The sequence below is a fragment of the Neisseria sp. P0006.S004 genome (genome assembly GCF_051963015.1).
In the GTDB taxonomy this organism is placed as follows: Bacteria; Pseudomonadota; Gammaproteobacteria; order Burkholderiales; family Neisseriaceae; genus Neisseria.
Window position 1 is genome coordinate 81,635 of record NZ_JBQCUS010000002.1, and the last position, 14,506, is coordinate 96,140.

Sequence of the window (14,506 nt, forward strand, 5' to 3'; positions counted from 1 at the left end):
GTTTTACGCTTCTTTTATCATATTTATAAGGAAACCTCATGTCCCTACCTCCCTGCCCGAAATGCCACTCGGAATACACTTACGAAGACGGTGCTCAATACGTTTGCCCTGAGTGTGCCCATGAGTGGAACGAGGCCGATGCTGCGGCTGCAAGCGATGATGCCTTGGAAGTCAAAGATGCCAACGGCGCGGTATTGCAAGATGGCGATACGGTTGTCTTGATTAAAGATTTGAAAGTCAAAGGCAGCTCTATGGTCATCAAGCAAGGCACCAAAGTCAAAGGCATCCGCCTGCAAGAGGGCGACCACAATATCGGTTGTAAAATCGATGGCAGCGCGATGAACTTGAAATCTGAGTTCGTCAAAAAAGCCTAAAGATTTTATCTTTGAAAGGCCGTCTGAAATCCGAAGATTAGGATTCAGACGGCCTTTGTGCATTTCATTCAAAATAAAATAAATCTTTATTTAAAATTAAATAAATTGAATAGGATTGAATTTCAGGCCGTCTGAAAAAGCGGCGGCAAAATGTTCCGCACATATGCGGGTGTAAAACCGTTAAAATAACGCTTTCCCCTATTCTACGGAACCATTATGCCTCAGCCGACCGCCAAACAGATTTTGCACGAAGTATTCGGTTATCCCGAATTTCGTGGCAAGCAGGAGGCTATCGTCAATGCTTTGGCCGGCGGCGAGAGTTTGATGGTGCTGATGCCGACGGGCGGGGGCAAGTCTTTGTGTTACCAGATTCCGGCGCTGATGCGCGAAGGCGTGGCGGTTGTCGTATCGCCGCTGATTGCGCTGATGAACGACCAAGTAGCCAGCCTGCATGTGGCCGGGATTGAAGCGGCGGCAGTCAACAGCAGCACATCGGCAGATGAGGCGCGCGAGATTGCCGACAAGCTTGCCCAAGGCCGTCTGAAACTGCTTTATGTCGCACCGGAACGCTTGGTTACCGACCGCTTTTTACGTTTTCTCGACCAACAAACCGTCAGCCTGTTTGCCATTGATGAGGCGCATTGCGTCAGCCAATGGGGACACGATTTCCGCCCCGAATATCAACAGCTCGGCATGCTTGCCGAACGCTATCCGAACATCCCGCGCATCGCCCTGACCGCTACCGCCGATGCGGCCACGCGCGCCGACATCAAGCATTATCTGCACTTGGACAATGCGCCCGAATTTATCTCCAGCTTTGACCGCCCGAATATTTATTATCAGGTTATCGAAAAAAATAATGGCAAAAAACAATTGCTGGATTTTATCCGTAAGCAGATGCATGGGCAAAGCGGCATTGTGTATTGTTTAAGCCGCAAAAAAGTCGAGGATGTGGCGCAGTTTTTGTGTGAAAACGGCTTGGAGGCGATTCCGTATCATGCCGGTTTGAGCATGGATGTGCGCGAGGAAAACCAACGCCGCTTTACGCATGAAGACAATATTATTGTGGTGGCGACCGTGGCGTTCGGCATGGGCATAGACAAACCCGACGTGCGCTTTGTCGCCCATCTCGATATGCCCCAAAGTGTCGAACATTTCTATCAGGAATCGGGGCGCGCCGGCCGTGACGGGCTGCCTGCTGTGAGCTGGCTGTGTTACGGCTTGAACGATTGGGTGTTGCTGCGTGAACGGATTGCCGAAGGCAACAGCGACGAAGTGCAAAAGCAAATCGAAATGCAAAAACTCGATGCCATGCTTTCCGTCTGCGAAACCGCCGCTTGCCGCCGCGTGTTGCTGCTCAAACATTTCGGCGAAGAATCCGAACCCTGCGGCCATTGCGACAACTGCCTGCATCCGCCCGTACGGTTTGACGGCACGGTGTTGGTGCAAAAATTACTCAGCTGCGTGTACCGCGCCGGACAACGTTTTGCCGCCGGTTACATCACCAACCTTTTGCGCGGCAAAAGCGACGATTGGATACAGCGCAACGGCCATGACAAGTTATCCACATTCGGCATCGGCAGCGAACAGACCGACAAGGAATGGCGCAGCGTTATCCGCCAGTGCATCAGCCTGGGCTATCTCACCGTCAACGTCGAGCAGCATCAAGCCCTGCAGCTGACCGAAGCGGCAAAAAAAGTCCTCAAGGGCGAAACTGAAGTCATGTTGCGTCCCTTGCGCCGTGAAAAAACGGCCACCCAAAAGCCGAAAGACGATTGGTTGCGTACCGAGCGTGAAGAGCGTTTGTGGCAGGCATTGCGCCAGTGGCGGCAACAACGCGCCCGGGCAGAGGAAGTGCCGGCCTATGTGGTTTGCGGCGACAAAACCCTGCGCGATATTGTCGAAAAAATGCCCCGAAGTTTGGAAGATTTACATCAAATCTACGGCTTGGGCGAGGCGAAAATCAATAAATTCGGTTTAGAGATACTCGACGTTTGCGAAACGGCTGAAGCCGGTACGGTTTCCACAGACAGCGCACAAGTTATCCACAGCTTAGGCGAGCGCGAACAGGCCTTAAAACAGGCTTTGGAAACTTGGCGCGAGCAGCAGGCAAGTGCCGATCAAGTAACGCTGGGTACGGTGTTCTCCAACGAAAGCATGGATGATTTGCTGACCAATACGCCTGCCGAACCCATCGACCTTTTAGGCGTGTATAAACTCGGCGAAAAACGTATCGAACAATACGGCGAGGGCATTTTAAACATCTGCCGCCCATTTTCAGACGGCCTGAGTGAAGAGGACAAACGCAAACGCCGATTGATGCGTCGTCTGCTTCAGTGGAATATCGATACTGCCCGCCATGAAGGGCTCGAAGCCTATCAGATATGCAGCAAAGTCACCTTGCGCGCCATTGCCGCCCGACGGCCGCAAGATTTGGCGGAGCTGGCGGAAATCCACGGCATGAATGAGGAGAAAACCGACAAATACGGCGCAGAAATTGTCGAATTGTGTAAACAAGCGGATTGATTGACCGCGTTCATCATTAGAGGCCGTCTGAAACCCAATCAAGCATGGTGTTTCAGACGGCCTTTTGAATTTTTAATCTTTATAAAACAATGAATAAGAAAATAACTTTATTTATTTCGTCAGTTTTTTAAAGCTGCCGCGTCTAAACAGGCATGAAAGATGGGATGGTGCCGATGGATTTTTCGTCTCATCCCATTCGACACACATCGATTAGGAAAATAAATGAACACCTCATCCAACCCCTCTTGGCAGGCTGCTTTCGGCTTGTTGACGCTCAGGCTTTTTGCCGCGTATGAATTTCTTGAATCCGGCCTGGAAAAATGGAACGGGGAAAACTGGTTTGCAGAAATAAACAGTCAATTTCCCTTTCCGTTCAATTTGTTGCCGGATACGGTCAACTGGAATTTGGCCATGTGGGCGGAACTGGTTTTGCCTGCGTTGCTCATCGTCGGCTTGGCAACGCGGCTGTCCGCGCTGGGATTGATGGTTGTAACGGCTGTCGCATGGTCTGCGGTACATGCCGGCTTGGGGTACAATGTGTGCGACAACGGTTATAAAATGGCACTGATTTATTTGGTGGTTTTATTTCCTGTCCTATTGCAGGGCGCAGGCCGTTTGTCTTTGGATGCCCTGCTGAAGAAACGCTGTTGCCGTATCAAGCATTTTCTTTAAGGATTATCTTTAAGGATTAATGGTCGCGGGCCGACTTTAAATGCCCGATATTATCCCTTGATTTGTTTTTAAACCCATATTTTAAAAAGGAAGTTGAAATGAAAAAAAATGTAGCTGCTGCTCTGGCCGGTGCACTGTCCCTGTCTTTGGCTGCCGGTGTTGTTGCCGCTGATAAAGCTGCCAGCGACGTGGCCGTTGAGAAAACTGTTAAAGCTGCCGAAGGTACTTGCGGCGCGGCTGCCAAAGCCGGTGAAGGTTCTTGCGGCGCAGCCATGAAAAAAGCACACGCCAAAAAAGGCAAAGCATCTAAAGCCAAAGCTGCCAAAGTAGTAGAAGGCAAATGCGGCGAAGGTAAATGCGGTTCTAAATAATCCTGAACATACCTTTAACAAAGTCGCATTTTACAAACGAAAATGCGACTTTGTCGTTCATACGGCACCATAACAGGACATCACCATGATTCAACATGCAGGCTTGGGCTACCGCCGCGACTTGGCGGAAGACTTCCTCTCGCTTTCAGACGACAGCCCGATACGCTTTATCGAAGCCGCCCCCGAAAACTGGCTGAAAATGGGCGGCAGGGCGCGCAAACAGTTTGACCGCGTGGCGGAACGGCTGCCGCTGGCGTTGCACGGATTATCCATGTCGTTGGGCGGACAAGCCCCACTGGATACCGATTTGATAGACGGAATCAAAGAAATGATGCGCCGTTATGACTGCACGTTTTTCTCCGACCATTTGAGCTATTGCCACGACGGCGGTCATCTTTACGATTTGTTGCCGCTGCCTTTCACTGAAGAAATGGTGCAACATACCGCGCGCCGTATCCGCGAAGTGCAAGACCGGTTGGGCTGCCGTATTGCCGTAGAAAATACCTCCTACTACCTGCATTCTCCGCTTGCCGAGATGAACGAGGTTGAGTTCCTTAACGCAGTTGCCCGTGAAGCCGACTGCGGCATTCATTTGGACGTGAACAATATTTACGTCAACGCCGTCAATCACGGCCTGTTGTCGCCTGAAGCCTTTTTAGAAAATGTGGATGCAGGGCGCGTGTGCTATATCCATATTGCCGGACATGATGTGGAAACGCCCGAGCTTTTGATTGATACGCATGGCGCGGCGGTTTTGCCGACCGTTTGGGATTTACTCGAACTCGCCTATGCCAAACTGCCGATGATTCCGCCCACCCTGTTGGAACGCGATTTCAATTTTCCGCCTTTTGCCGAACTCGAAGCCGAAGTCGCCAAAATCGCCGACTATCAAATGCGTGCCGGAAAGGAATACCGCCGTGCAGCCTGAAACTTCCGCCCAATACCAACACCGCTTTGCCCAAGCCATACGCGAAGGCAAAGCCGCAGACGGATTGCCGCAAGAGCGGTTGAATGTCTATATCCGCCTGATACGCAACAATATTCACAGCTTTATCGACCGCTGCTATACCGAAACGCTGCAATACTTTGACAGCGAAGAATGGGGCCGTCTGAAAGAAGGTTTCGTCCGCGACGCGCGCGCCCAAACGCCCTATTTTCAAGAAATCCCCGGCGAGTTCCTCCGATATTGCCAAAGCTTGCCGCTTTCAGACGATCTCTTGGCATTGATGGACTTTGAACACACCCAGCTGCTCGCCGAAACCGCTCAGACCGATAGCCAAACAACCCATGCCGATTCAGACGATTTGGCTTACACCCTTTCTCCCGCCGCCTTTGTGCGCCGTTATCAGTATGACGTGACGGACGAATTACAGGAGGCGGAAACCGCCGTTTTGGTGTGGCGCGATAAGGAAGACGACGTGATGTATCAAACGCTTGATGGATTCGGCGCATTATTGCTGGAAACACTGGTAGAAACGCTCGCTTCCCTAAACGGCCTGCAAACCATGCTGGCAGAGTTCATGCCGTCTGAAAATGCTTGGCAGGACGCATTAAGGCAGAAATGGACGGAATGGCTGGAACAGGGCATTTTGGTTGCAGCATAAATCAAGGCCGTCTGAAACGGGCGCAGTCGGTTTCGGCGAAACAAAAATACTACTGAAATCGTTTATAGATTCAATCGCATACTCTTGCCGTATCAGCGTAAAATCAAAAGTATATTGATCATTCCTTTCATACTGATACATTATGGCCCTACCCGAACTGACTGATGCCGAACTTGCCGAATCCCGTAAACTGCTGCTGCGCTTTGCCCATATCCAGCTGCCCGACCGCCCCGATTTGGCGGAAGACCTCGTACAGGAAACCATGCTTTCCGCCTACCGTGCGGCCGAGGGTTTCAAAGGCGACGCCCAAGTGAGCAGCTGGCTGTTTGCAATCTTAAAAAACAAAATTACCGACTGCCTGCGCCAAATCGGACGGCAACGCCAAGTTTTCGTCACGCGCGACGAAGAAGCTTTGGATGAAGCCTTTGAAGGACATTTTGCCGCCGACGGGCATTGGACGGATGAAGGACAGCCTCAGGGTTGGGACTCGCCCGAAGCCAGTTTGAACAATAAAGAGTTCTACCAAGTTCTGCAGACCTGCCTCTACTATCTGCCAGAAAACACCGCCCGCGTGTTTACCATGAAAGAGATTCTCGGTTTTTCAAGCGATGAAATCCGCGAGCAATGCGGCATCAGCCATGCCAACTATCACACCATCATGCACCGCGCGCGTGAAACCTTGCGCCAGTGCCTGCAAATCAAATGGTTCTCCCATGCCTGACAGGAAAATGCCATGAAAAAATGCCGCAAAATAACCGATCTGATTTCCAAACAGCAAGACCAAGTGCGTCTCAGTCTTTTTAACCGCATTGCCCTTGCCGTCCACCTGTCGCTCTGCCCCCGTTGCCGTGAATATAAGAAACAGCTCGAATTAATCAGCAACGCCATGCACAAGATATTTCGATGATTAAAAAAAGGCCGTCTGAAACCTGCCCCTGTCAGTTTCAGACGGCCTTTTTGTATCTGTTTGATTTATCGCTAACCTTGAATAAGCCATGGTTTGCCACTCACTTTTTTAGCTGCATTTATTTTTAAACTTGCGCCGTTGACCTTTGTTTTTTGAGGCATGGCTGAAGATTCTAATACGGTAGAACAAGATAAAGGCCGTCTGAAAGATGAATTTCAGACGGCCTTTTTCACGGCTTTTAGTGTTGTTCTTCCAGCTCGGGTTCGTCTTTGCCGAACCAGTTGTCAAAGCGGATGGTGTATTTCAACTCGCCGCCGGAGGAGCGCGTGCCGATGCGGGCAACGGCTTGGATAGCGCGGGTCAGTTGGTACACGAGTTTGACGGATTGTTCGGCGCTGGAGATGCCGTATTCGTAACCTGCGTAGAGGTTGTTGGTGAGCTGTTTGCCGACGGTCAGGACTTGTTCGGCAGGGTTGAGCTCGCCGGTTTGGGCGTTGCGGCTGCGTTTGCTGGTAAAGCCCAAATCATCGACAAGGCCGATGCGGTCGTTGACTTGACCGGCAAGCAGCGCGCTGGCGGCAGCGGAGAGTGTGGCGTTGTCGCCGTCGCTGCCGCTGCTGGCACGGTTGAGGATGAGCCAGGAGAGTTTGTCTTTTTCACTCATGGCTTCTTTGGCAACCAAGGTTACGCGCGGATTGCTGAGGCTGCCGAGGACTTCGACACCTGCGCCGACCGGGGAGAGACGACGTTCGGCACGGATGTTGAGGTTCGGATCGGTCAGCGGGCCGACAAAGGAAACCGAGCCTTTGGTGATGTCGAGGTCTTGGCCGTAGGCTTTGTAGCGGCCTTTGACAACGCGCACGGTACCGACGCCTTGGACGGCTTCGCCCGGATGTGATGTGATGGCCAGTTTGCCGCCGATGGTAACGTCTGCGCCGTAGCCGACAAAACGGACATTGTCGTTGATGTTCAAGACAAGGTTCATATTAATCGGCGTGGTGGCCGTTGCTTCTTTTTTGGTTTCGCCCAGTACAACCACGTCGTCATCGAGGGTCGGCATGGAGGATTTTTGCGAACCAAATCTGCCGTAGTCGGTGTTGAGCGTGCCGTTGAGCGATACGCCTTTTTCCGGATTGTAGAGGACTTTGGCCGCGCCGGAGAGCTGCAGTTGGCGGTTTGGACGCGAGAGGGTGCGGTATTTGTCGAAGACGATGTCCACGTCGACATCGGGGTTGGCGTTGGCAAGGTTGACCGCACCTTTGAGCTCAATCGTGCCGCCACGGTGGAATTTGAGGCTGTCGATCACCCATTTTTGACCCTGCAGGCGCGAACGCAATACGCCGTTGTCGAGAATCAGGCCTTGGGTTTGATGGCGGTAGTAGAGGTTGTCGCCGTTAATCAGGCCGCTTAGTTGCGGATCGTTCAGACGGCCTGCCAAGTTGACGGCGGCGTTCAGACGGCCTTTGAGGGTTTGGCCGACGGGCAGGAAGTTGCGGAAGACTTCGAGGTTGGCAACGTTCAGGTTGAGTTTGCCGCTCAGGGGGGCGGTGTCGAAGCTGGTACCCTGACCGATGTTGACAGTACCGTCGGCACGGCCGTAATTGGTTTGGAGGTCGAGGTTGCTGTTGACGGTAGGCGAACCGAGTCGGCCGCCGATGGTGGCGGTCGCGTTCAGACGGCCTGCAATGCCTTGGGCTGTCGCCGGCATAAAGGATTTGAGCGAGCCTAAATCGGGAACGCTGATATTGACTTTGCCGCTGACGGGGGCGTTGTTGATGTTGTTGCCGAACTGTTGGGCGATGCCGAGCGTGCCGTCAACTTTACCGAAGCGGGTGTTGCCTTCCAGCGTGCTGTCGATGCGGCCGTTTTGGAAACGGGTGCGCAGGGCGAGCGCGGAAAGTCCCAAAGGCTGTTTGTTTTTCGGGTCTTTGACCGGCAGGATGATGTCGCCGCTTTGACGGTTGATGTTGAGGAAGCCGCGCGCGTTTTGACTGTACGCCAAATCCCAGTCGCCGCCCAAGACGAGGTTGTGTTCGATGGGCGGGGTGTAGAAGTTGTGCAATTCGGTAATGTGCAGATTTTGCGCGCTGCCTTTACTGGTAATGCCGGCTTTTTTGTCCCAAACGAAATTTTGCAGGTTGAGGCTGCCGCCCATGGCTGCCCAGCGCGCGCTGCTGAGGGAAACGCGTTCGCTGCCGGCTTCGAGGTTGAGGCGGTTTTGCAGTTTGAGGTTGAACGCGCCGTTGATGTCGAGCGTGTCGACCGTGCCTTTCCATTGGGTTTGGTCTTTGTTGAGGCCGCCGGTGGCGTTGAGGTCGAGCTTGTAGCGTTTGTTGTCCACCGCCATGCTGCTGTTGCCGCGGATGTGGTGGTGCGAGCCTGTGCCGCTGATGAGCAGGTTGACGTTGTCAATCATGGCCGCGCCGCCGGAGACGGCGATGTGTTCGCCTTTAATATCGGCACTCAACGGACGGTTGGTGTCGGGCGAACCTTTAAGTTTGAAGTCGAGGGTGCGGATATTTACGGTATTGGCGACTTTGAAGTTGCGCGCTTCGCCGTTCAAATCGGCTTCAAGGGTTTTGAGGCCGTCTGAAAAACTGCCGGAGATGTAGCCGCGCGCGTTGAGCAGGCCGCCCAAGCCGAAGCCGAAACGCGACAAATCGGGGGCAGTAATGTTGAGGTTGAGGCGGTCGCCTTTTTGGCCGAAGCTGCCGTTGGTTTTGACGATGTTGCTGCCGAGGGTCAGGTCGGTCAGGGCGCGCGCAAGGTGTTTGTTTTCATAGGCGACGTCGGCTTTGCCGCTGAGCGGAACGCCGTTGAGCGTACTTGGTGCGAACTGCATTTTGCCGGCGAATTTCTCTTGCGCCAGTATACCGGTTAAGTTGATGTTGCCGTTGACGCTGCCTTGCGGAAGCTGCGGATCGATGCGCGCAGGGTTGAAGGCTTTGCTGACGATGTCCAATTGCAGTTTGCGGTCTTTGAAGAGTTCGAGCGAGCCTTTGGCATTGAGTTCGCCGCCGTTTTGCGGAATCAGGCGGACTTTGTCGAGCTTGAGCGTGCGCTGGCCGAGCTGTTTGTCGGTTTGGAAAAACAGCATGCCGTCTGTACGCGCAAATCCGCTGTCGAGATTCCAGTTGACGACAGGGGAGGAGGTTTCGCCTTTGACGTCGATACTGCCGTTCAGACGGCCTGCGATGTTTTGACGGACAAAGTCGTCTGCGCCGGTATTGTTGATGCCCAGTGCGAGTTTGAGCTGGTCTTGGGCGGTATCGATTGAGCCGGATACATCGATGCTGCCGTCTTTGAGCAGATCGACGCCGATGTCTTCAATCATGACCGTGCCTTTATCGTCGACGATGAATTCGCCGAGGATGCGTTTGACGGGGATATGATTTTCATCAGCAAAACCGGCTTGGTCGTTTTCTAAGTCAATCGAGCCCTCCAACGCAACGCCGTTGGTAAACGACGGAATGGTGGTGGCGTCGAAATTCAGGCGCGCTTTGGGCAGGCTGGGCAGGAAGGCCTGCGGATTGATGTTGGAACCTTTAATCAGGATTTCGCCGACGGTTTCGTTGAGGCTGTCGGCGAATGGGTGGATGGTGGATTTGGCAGACAAATGAACGTTGTCGCTATCGAGCAGCAAGTCGGTGGATACGTCTTGCAGGCTGCCCCACAGGCGCACCGTGCCGTGTATGGTTTCGCCCTCAAGCTGGCCTTTGGTGTAGATGGCGGTATTGAGGACGTAGGGTTTGTTCAAACCGAGCACCACCGCGCCTGTCGAGCTGCTCCATGGCGTGTCGGCGGTTTTGATGTGGAGGCGGTGTTCTTTTTTGTCGTAATGATAGGCTGCGTGCAGATGGTCGAGATAGACGGTCTGCTTGTCAAAATGCTTGCCCACGCTGATTTTGCCGGTTTCCAAACGGTCGAGATAGGCGGTAACGGGCAGGTCTATGCTGTCGGGCAGGCCTTTTGAAGGCTCTTCTTCTTTGGGCGGCGTGCGCTTGGTCACAATGGCGATGTCGCCGGCCACGACTTCGGTAATGTGCAAAGACGGACGGAACAGCTCGGACGGTTTCCAATCAAAGCGGAAGCTGCTGATTTTGACATCCGCACCGTCTGTTTCAATCAACCATTTGTCGCCTTCAAAACCTTCAATCAGCGTGCCTTTCAGTGTGTCCGAAGAGATTTTGACGCCGAACCATGACGGGATCTTGTACAAACCGAAACGCAAACCCGATTCCGTACCGACCAGCCAGCCGATTGCGCCGGCAGAAACGGTCAATACGCTCAAGGCGGACAGGACAAAGCCGCGTAACAGGCGTTTTTTGCGCTTTGGCGGGGTGGGCTGTTGTTCAGACGGCGTGGAAGTGTTTGCAGTATCGGTCATGATATTTTTCTGTTTGTCTGTTGTTCAGACGGCCTGGAATGGCTGAGGCCGTCTGAAAGAATGGATGGTGAGTATATTTTTTTAAAACCTTGTGCCTAAGCTGATGTGCCAGCGAATTTTTTTGTCGTGGTGGCCGTAGGCAATGTCGAAGGAGAACGGCGCAACCGGGCTGAACCAGCGCACGCCCAAGCCGGTACCGTGTTTTAAGGTCATGTGTTTGAAGTTGCTCGCCGCATCGCCGACATCGTGGAAGATGGCGCCGGAGAAGCTTTTGGTAACCGGGAATTGATATTCGAGGCTGCCGACCACCAAGGCGCGTTGCGGCAGGACGGAGCCGTTGGGTCCGGCCAAGCCGATGCTGTCGAGTTCGTAACCGCGTACGGAAGTTGCGCCGCCGGTACGGAACATCAGGCTGGACGGCACTTCTTCGCCTTCGCGGGCATAAACGTAGCCTGCCTGTCCGCGTACGATGAATGTACCGAGTTTTTTGTTTTCAGGCGTGAAGAAATAGCCTGCCCGTGCCGTGGCGCGTGCCATTTGGGTGGAGGAGAGGAATTTGCCCAAAGTTGCCCCGATTTTGCCGTCGAGGTAATAGCCGTTTTGAGGGTGCAGCTCGGTTTCGATGCTTTGCCGTTTCCATGAGGCAGTCAGCATGGTGGCATGGCTTCGGCCTAAATCGTAGCTGGTGTCGGGGACCTTGCGGTCTTCGGTAATGAATTCGAGGCCGAAGCGGGCATCGATATTATTGCGGTCGCGGACATACCAAATACCGCTGGTCAGGGCGCGTTTTTCAAGGTTTTGCGTGGTCGAGCGGTTGTAGGAAACGTTGCTGGTCCAGTAGTTGCCGCGGTTGTTGCGCGGTTGGCTGATACCGGCAGCCAGCGTGGTTTCGTATTTATCCATGTCCCAAACGATGGAACCGATGTAGCCTTTGTTAAAGAGGTTGTAATAGTCGTAGGCGATGCGGCCGCCGATTCCGTATTCGGAGTCGTAGCGGATACCGGTTTCCAGTTTGTGGCGTTTGACTTCGGTCACGTTGATTTTGACGGGAACGCGGTCGCCTTGCAGTTGATCGAAGTCAGCCTGTACGGACGCGCCGGAGTAGTGGCCGTTTTGTTCGAGCGCCTGTTGCAGGTCGAGGATTTTGTCTAAGTCGTAAGGCGAACCGGGTTGGAAGCGCGCCATGCCGGAAACCACGCTTTCAGGGTAGCGGCGCGTGCCGGTGATTTGGAACTCGCCAAAGTAAATGGGGCGGTTGCTCTCTACGATGACGTTCAAATCGGCTTTTTGGGTATTGGGATTGATGGTGGCTTGGGTGGTAGTGAGTTTCGCCAAAGGGTATTTTTTGCGTGTTACCGCGCTGAGGACGGAGGTTTTACTTGCACTCCAGCCATCTTGGTCGAAGTTTTCGCCAACGGGCTGTTGCCAGTTTTCCATCGCATTTTGGTAGTACTCGGCCAAGTTGTCATCATTCAATACGTCGCCAAGGATGGCCACGCTGACGTTGTCGACTTTGGTGCGCGGGCCGGGGGTGACGTTGACGGTATAGCTTTCGCCGTGGTCTTGAATATTGACGTTGCTGTTGAAGTAGCCTTTGGTCCGGAGCATCGTTTTGACGTTGTCGGGAGCCTCTTCGGCGAGGAAGCCGACCTGCTCTTTGTCCAGCTCTTCGTCCTGCTGCTGGGTAATCAGCGGCAGGTATTCTTCAAGCATTTCTTTGACTTCGCTGTCTTGGGTGTCGATTTTGACGGGGAATTTGGGCTTGAGTTTGCCTGTTTGGTCGTCTTTGGGCTGCTTGGGCATTTCGGATTCGGGAACAGCCTCGTAGTCTTCTGCTTTGGGAACGGAAGTATCTACTGCCAACGCGTGTCCGTAGGCGAGCGCCAATGATGCAAATAAAACAGGGTAGGTCAGTTTGGTCATGATGTGTGTTTGACAGCGACAATTCTTCAGTTTGGGGATTTTAACATTATTTCTGCAAGGTTTCAGGCTATGGTTGTAAACGGAAATTTAGCGCGATGACGTTGCAAAAGGCGACTTAAGGGCGGATTTTGGTTTGTTTCTATACGATTGTAATATTTATGTTTTGTATTTTTACTGGTGAAGTTGCCTTTGTATGCGGCCTTATGGCGCAGATTTCAGGCCGTCTGAAATCAAGATACAGAGGGATAAGGCAACAGTATGGGTATACTTTAAAGTAGGGTTTGAGCGGATTTGACTGTATTTTTGGCATAAAGTGCTAACTGTGTCATAAATGCTAAACTTTAATGCTGTTTTTGTGAGGTGTGCATGAAAACCTCGCCGACAAATGATTTTTTATTTTAGAATGTAAGACTTTTTTAACATATCTTTAAATTGAAGGAACGGATATGGCAAGTGGCAATCCGCTTTTAAACGCGATCAACAGCGTCAGCCTGGTGGTACAAATCGCCATCGGCTTGGTTTTAGGTATTCTTGTGGGCGCAGTTTCGCCGCAAGTCGGTATCAGCGCAGGACTGCTGGGCAGCCTGTTTGTCGGTGCGCTTAAGGCTATCGCGCCGATTTTGGTATTTGTTTTGGTGACTGCCGCCATTGCGCAACACCAAAAAGGCAATCAGGCCCACATCAAACCGATTTTGATTTTGTATATTTTCGGTACGTTTGCCGCGGCCGTGGTGGCGGTTGTCGCCAGTATGGCATTCCCGACCACGCTGATTCTGCGTGCGGCAGGCGATGTGTCCGTTGCGCCGCCTTCCGGCATTGTCGAAGTATTGAAAACGCTGTTGATGAATTTGGTGGCCAACCCGATTAATGCGCTGGCCAATGCCAACTATATCGGTATTTTGGCTTGGGCTTTGGTTTTGGGCGCGGCTTTGCGCCATCACGGTTCGGATACAACCCGCCAAGTGGCGGCCGATTTGGCTGATACCGTTTCGACCGTTGTGAAATGGATTATCCGTTTTGCGCCGCTGGGTATTTTCGGCTTGGTGTCTTCTACCATTGCGGAAACTGGTTTTGAAGCGCTTGCCGGTTATATGCAGCTGTTGGCCGTATTGCTCGGCTGTATGCTGTTTATCGCTTTGGTGGTCAACCCGATTATTGTGTGGACGCAAATCCGCCGCAACCCTTTCCCGCTGGTGTTTACCTGCCTGCGCGAAAGCGGCGTGTATGCTTTCTTTACCCGTTCTTCCGCCGCCAATATCCCTGTGAACATGGCATTGGCGAAAAAACTGGGTCTGCACGAAGACACTTACTCTATCTCCATTCCATTGGGTGCTACCATCAATATGGCCGGTGCGGCAATCACCATTACCGTTTTGGCGATGGCTGCGGCGCACACGCAAGGCATTACGGTTGACTTCGCTACTGCCCTGCTGCTGAGCCTGGTGGCAACTGTCAGCGCGTGCGGTGCATCCGGTGTGGCCGGCGGTTCGTTGCTGCTGATTCCTTTGGCGTGCAGCCTGTTCGGTATCGATAACGATGTGGCCATGCAGGTGGTTGCCGTCGGCTTCATCATCGGCGTGATTCAAGACTCTGCAGAAACTGCGTTGAACTCTTCCACCGACGTTTTGTTTACTGCCGCTGCCGATTTGGGCCGTCAACGGAAAGAGTGATTTTTAAGGGCAACCTAAATCCAGCAAAGGCCGTCTGAAAAGTTTCAGACGGCCTTTGCTTTGGGTAAAGGA

The 14,506-nt window shown here is 52.8% G+C and carries 11 protein-coding genes; 9 read left to right on the forward strand and 2 right to left on the reverse strand.

Annotated features, from left to right (window positions below):
- The first annotated feature begins 38 nt into the window (after positions 1 to 38).
- From ACTHR2_RS03395 to ACTHR2_RS03430, 8 genes are all read left to right on the forward strand, one after another.
- Positions 39 to 374: a zinc ribbon domain-containing protein YjdM gene (locus tag ACTHR2_RS03395; RefSeq protein ID WP_003682724.1), complete on the forward strand. Its 336-nt coding sequence runs from the start codon at positions 39 to 41 to the stop codon at positions 372 to 374.
- A 216-nt stretch (positions 375 to 590) separates the two neighbouring features.
- The gene (gene recQ / locus ACTHR2_RS03400) at positions 591 to 2,900 is read left to right on the forward strand and encodes a DNA helicase RecQ (RefSeq protein ID WP_263339618.1); all 2,310 of its coding nucleotides are present in this window, start codon (positions 591 to 593) and stop codon (positions 2,898 to 2,900) included.
- Between the two features lie 222 nt (positions 2,901 to 3,122).
- The gene (locus ACTHR2_RS03405) at positions 3,123 to 3,572 is read left to right on the forward strand and encodes an HvfX family Cu-binding RiPP maturation protein (protein ID WP_263339622.1); all 450 of its coding nucleotides are present in this window, start codon (positions 3,123 to 3,125) and stop codon (positions 3,570 to 3,572) included.
- A gap of 98 nt (positions 3,573 to 3,670) precedes the next feature.
- On the forward strand, positions 3,671 to 3,943 hold the full coding sequence (locus tag ACTHR2_RS03410; protein WP_049333024.1) for a hypothetical protein: 273 nt from the start codon (positions 3,671 to 3,673) through the stop codon (positions 3,941 to 3,943).
- Between the two features lie 85 nt (positions 3,944 to 4,028).
- Positions 4,029 to 4,871, forward strand: coding sequence for an HvfB family MNIO-type RiPP peptide maturase (locus tag ACTHR2_RS03415; RefSeq protein ID WP_440375361.1), 843 nt, complete (start codon positions 4,029 to 4,031; stop codon positions 4,869 to 4,871).
- Complete coding sequence (locus ACTHR2_RS03420; protein ID WP_263339630.1) at positions 4,861 to 5,547, forward strand: HvfC family RiPP maturation protein; 687 nt, start codon at positions 4,861 to 4,863, stop codon at positions 5,545 to 5,547. Before ACTHR2_RS03415 ends, ACTHR2_RS03420 begins: the two co-directional genes overlap by 11 nt.
- 142 nt (positions 5,548 to 5,689) lie before the next feature.
- The gene (locus ACTHR2_RS03425; RefSeq protein ID WP_049333018.1) at positions 5,690 to 6,268 is read left to right on the forward strand and encodes a sigma-70 family RNA polymerase sigma factor; all 579 of its coding nucleotides are present in this window, start codon (positions 5,690 to 5,692) and stop codon (positions 6,266 to 6,268) included.
- Between the two features lie 12 nt (positions 6,269 to 6,280).
- Complete coding sequence (locus ACTHR2_RS03430) at positions 6,281 to 6,454, forward strand: zf-HC2 domain-containing protein (protein ID WP_141745160.1); 174 nt, start codon at positions 6,281 to 6,283, stop codon at positions 6,452 to 6,454.
- 238 nt (positions 6,455 to 6,692) lie between these two features.
- Here ACTHR2_RS03430 and ACTHR2_RS03435 read toward each other — a convergent pair whose 3' ends face one another.
- Complete coding sequence (locus tag ACTHR2_RS03435) at positions 6,693 to 10,841, reverse strand: translocation/assembly module TamB domain-containing protein (RefSeq protein ID WP_440375362.1); 4,149 nt, start codon at positions 10,839 to 10,841, stop codon at positions 6,693 to 6,695.
- 81 nt (positions 10,842 to 10,922) lie between these two features.
- On the reverse strand, positions 10,923 to 12,764 hold the full coding sequence (locus tag ACTHR2_RS03440; RefSeq protein ID WP_263339641.1) for an autotransporter assembly complex protein TamA: 1,842 nt from the start codon (positions 12,762 to 12,764) through the stop codon (positions 10,923 to 10,925).
- 446 nt (positions 12,765 to 13,210) lie between these two features.
- Here ACTHR2_RS03440 and sstT point away from each other — a divergent pair, with 446 nt between their 5' ends.
- Complete coding sequence (gene sstT / locus ACTHR2_RS03445) at positions 13,211 to 14,434, forward strand: serine/threonine transporter SstT (protein WP_440375363.1); 1,224 nt, start codon at positions 13,211 to 13,213, stop codon at positions 14,432 to 14,434.
- Positions 14,435 to 14,506: the final 72 nt, after the last annotated feature.